Here is a 2,885-nt window from a genome sequence, read left to right as displayed (position 1 = left end):
GGGGTGAGCACCGCATACATGGCGCGTGAGCCGCCGCTTCGGCGCTCCACCAGGCCACGCTTGCACATGCGGGTGAGCTGGTGGTGGAGGCGGCTCTTCTCCCAGCCCAGTTCGTTGCTGAGCTGGTGGGCGCGCAGACGCCCGTCCGGGGCTTCGGACAGGGCGACGAGCACCGTGTAGTCGGCGTTCGACAGCCCACCGCCCGCCTGGAGCTGCTGCTCGATACGTGACCGCAGAACCTCCTGCATCTGGAAGAACGCCCGCCAGGCGCGCAGTTCGCGCCCACTCAATGCCTGCTGCTCCATACCGTCATCATAATGCCGAGTTGACACGTCAACTCAGTCCCGTACCGTTGAGGTGACGCATCAACTCGATGTGTCCGTACGGAAGGGATGCAGGGCATGGGAGTCCCGCAGGGCGCGGCGCAACGGAGCGTCGTCCGCGTCGAGAGGAAGATGCACTTCGGACCGGACACGCAGGTCGACGACAGGAACGTGATCATCACGCCGCTGAGGCCGGAGCTCACGGACCCGTTCCTGCTGCTGAGCGAGGACTGGTTCTCCTCACCCGGTTTCGAATGGCATCCCCACCGCGGCGTCGAGACGGTCACCATAGTCCTCGACGGAGTACTGGAACACGGCGACAACATCGGTCACGCCGGCGCGCTGACCACCGGAGACGTGCAGTGGATGACCGCGGGGCGTGGCATCATCCACCGCGAACTCGCCTTTCGCAACGAACGGGCGCACACGCTGCAGCTGTGGGTGAACCTTCCGCCCGAGATGAAGATGGTCGACACCCGGTACCAGGACCTGCTGGCCGGCCGACGACCTGGCATCGAAAAGGACGGCGCCCACATCGACGTGATCTCGGGTGAGATCGGCGGCGTCCAGGGCCCCGCGGTCAACAACTGGCCCATCTCCGGAGCGCTGATCACCCTCGAGCCCGGCCGACGCCTGGAGCACGTGTTGCCGGGTCGGGACCGGGCCTTCCTCCATGTCCTGTCCGGCACGGTGACGATCGCCGGACGCCCCGTTCAGGCGGGGGAGACCGCCTGGTCCGATCCCCTTCCTCAGGCTTCCTCCTCGGCCCTCACGCTGGAGACCGCCGACGGCGACGCAGCCAGCGTGGTCATGGTCTACAGCGGTGAGCCGATCGGTCAGCCCGTCGTGATGGGCGGCCCGTTCGTGATGAACAGCGCGCACGAGATCGAGCAGGCCTTCCGCGACTTCCAGAGCGGCAGGTTCGGTGCCGTCCCGAACCAGGCCCGCCTCCAGCACCGCTGACGTCCGAGCACCCCGCACCGCTCGATTTTCGTGCCCGTCCGCCCGCACACCGGTGCGGCAAGCACACCGCAGAGCCTCCGCGCTCCCGAGTTGCAGTCCCCGCAGGGCGCGCTGCACGGGACCGCCGGCTCCATCGCCGACCTCGATGCTCCGGGCGCCGACGCCCGAAGCGCCATGATGACGCTCTTGCGCATGCCGACCGGTCAGCCGGTGGACCTGGACGGACTGGTCGTGGCGACAGCGCGAGGGACATCGGACGCGCTCCGCGACTCCCAGGGCGCCGCAGTCGGCGACACCCCCCTTTCTGACCGCCTGCCCCGGCGGCACCCTCTCCCGTTAGGTACTTCGATGTTCACCGCGACCGTGATCCTGTCCGCTCTGCTGGCCCTCGGCTTCGCAGCGGCCGCACTCCCCAAGGTTCTCGCGCAGCCCTCCGCGGCCGCCGACGCCGACCGCATGGGCTACTCGACCACCGCCTTCCGAGCCATCGGTCTGCTGGAACTGGCAGGGGCAGTCGGAGTCGTCGTCGGCCTGTGGTTCTGGCCGCTGGGCGTGGCGGCCGCCGGCGGACTGCTCCTGGTGTGCGCCGGTGCCGTGCGCGCGCACCTGAGCATGAAGGACGCTCCCAAGGCCCTCGTCCCGGCTCTGGTCTTCGCGGGAGTGGCCGCGGCCGTGTTGATCACGCGACTTGCCAGTTCCTGAGCGCCCTTCACCGGCTCCGGCCCGGCCGGGCGCAGACACGTCGTCGTCGACCGCCGCGTCTGTCAGCGACCGCTCGTTGGTAACCCCCGGCCGGAGTCTCTGCCGAACCCCGCGATCACGGACGGGGACGTTCGAGTGGGGGGCACCAAGCTGCAGCCGACCGTCGGGCAGGCCGGAACGAGGCCGACCGGGCGCGCAACGCCAGAAGGCGCGACTCTCGCGGCGGTCGGCCGCCGGCATCTCGACCCGGCCGACCACCACGAGCGCCACGCGGTCGAGGGCGGGAGCAACGCATCAAGAGGCACGGCGCCGTCGCCGCGGGATACGACAAGCTCGGGGTCCGCTGCGAGGCGAGTCCGCGCTTAGCGCTTCGGAACCGATTCCGCCGGGACACCCGGCGCCTCGGCGAGGAGCGGGTTGAACTTCTCGGGCACCTGGACGATGGCGTAGTGGCCCTCGCCGGGCAGGAGGCACAGGGCGGCGCCGGGAATCGCCTCGGCCAGTGCCGGGCCGGCGGCGACGGGCACGGTGGCGTCCAGTTCACTGTGTATGACCGTGGTCGGCACGGCGATCTCGTGCAGACGGTCACGGGCATCGAAGGCAGCGTGGCCCATGTCCGCGGTGGTCCAGCCGGGCGGGTCCAGCGGTTCCTGCTTCGGCCGCCGCGCACGTCGACCGCGACCACGCGCCGGGCGTGGGCGAGCCGGCCGACTGGCGTGCGTAGTGGTGCCAGTCGCACCCGAGGCCGTGAATGAGGACGACCGGGTCGTCAACTTCGGTGTGCAGAGCAATTGCGTAGGTGACGAGGCGCCGGTCGACCGTGTGCCTGACGTGAATGGATTTTGGGCCCCCCCATGGGAGTGACCCAGGTCACAGTGAGACAAGTTGACTCATAGA

The 2,885-nt window shown here is 69.5% G+C and carries 4 protein-coding genes; 2 read left to right on the top strand and 2 right to left on the bottom strand.

From position 1 onward, the window contains the following. On the bottom strand, positions 1–305 hold a 305-nt coding region (locus GT030_RS32310), incomplete at its 3' end, for a helix-turn-helix domain-containing protein (RefSeq protein ID WP_237522973.1). Positions 306–401: 96 nt separating this feature from the next. On the opposite strand from GT030_RS32310, the gene GT030_RS32305 reads away from it, so the two are divergent. Both GT030_RS32305 and GT030_RS32300 read left to right on the top strand, forming a co-directional pair. Beyond that, a complete protein-coding gene (locus GT030_RS32305; protein ID WP_237522972.1) occupies positions 402–1,286 on the top strand; it encodes a pirin family protein in 885 nt (294 codons plus the stop codon). 348 nt (positions 1,287–1,634) lie between these two features. Then, positions 1,635–1,988 carry a DoxX family protein gene (locus tag GT030_RS32300; protein WP_161204122.1) on the top strand — a complete coding sequence of 118 codons (354 nt, stop codon included), beginning with the start codon at positions 1,635–1,637 and terminating at the stop codon, positions 1,986–1,988. A 362-nt stretch (positions 1,989–2,350) separates the two neighbouring features. On the opposite strand, the gene GT030_RS32295 is transcribed toward GT030_RS32300, so the two are convergent. Next, complete coding sequence (locus GT030_RS32295; protein ID WP_161204121.1) at positions 2,351–2,602, bottom strand: alpha/beta hydrolase; 252 nt, start codon at positions 2,600–2,602, stop codon at positions 2,351–2,353. Positions 2,603–2,885 lie beyond the last annotated feature (283 nt).

Origin of the sequence: Streptomyces sp. SID1328, from assembly GCF_009865595.1 — a bacterium.
Lineage (GTDB): Bacteria > Actinomycetota > Actinomycetes > Streptomycetales > Streptomycetaceae > Streptomyces > Streptomyces griseoluteus.
This window is presented reverse-complemented; position numbering and strand designations above follow the sequence as displayed.

What these genes read in the sequence shown, in the direction of transcription:
- GT030_RS32300 (WP_161204122.1), top strand. Translation starts at nt 1,635, where the DNA reads ATGTTCACCGCGACCGTGATCCTGTCCGCTCTGCTGGCCCTCGGCTTC.
- GT030_RS32295 (WP_161204121.1), bottom strand. Translation starts at nt 2,602, where the DNA reads ATGGGCCACGCTGCCTTCGATGCCCGTGACCGTCTGCACGAGATCGCC.
- GT030_RS32305 (WP_237522972.1), top strand. Translation starts at nt 402, where the DNA reads ATGGGAGTCCCGCAGGGCGCGGCGCAACGGAGCGTCGTCCGCGTCGAG.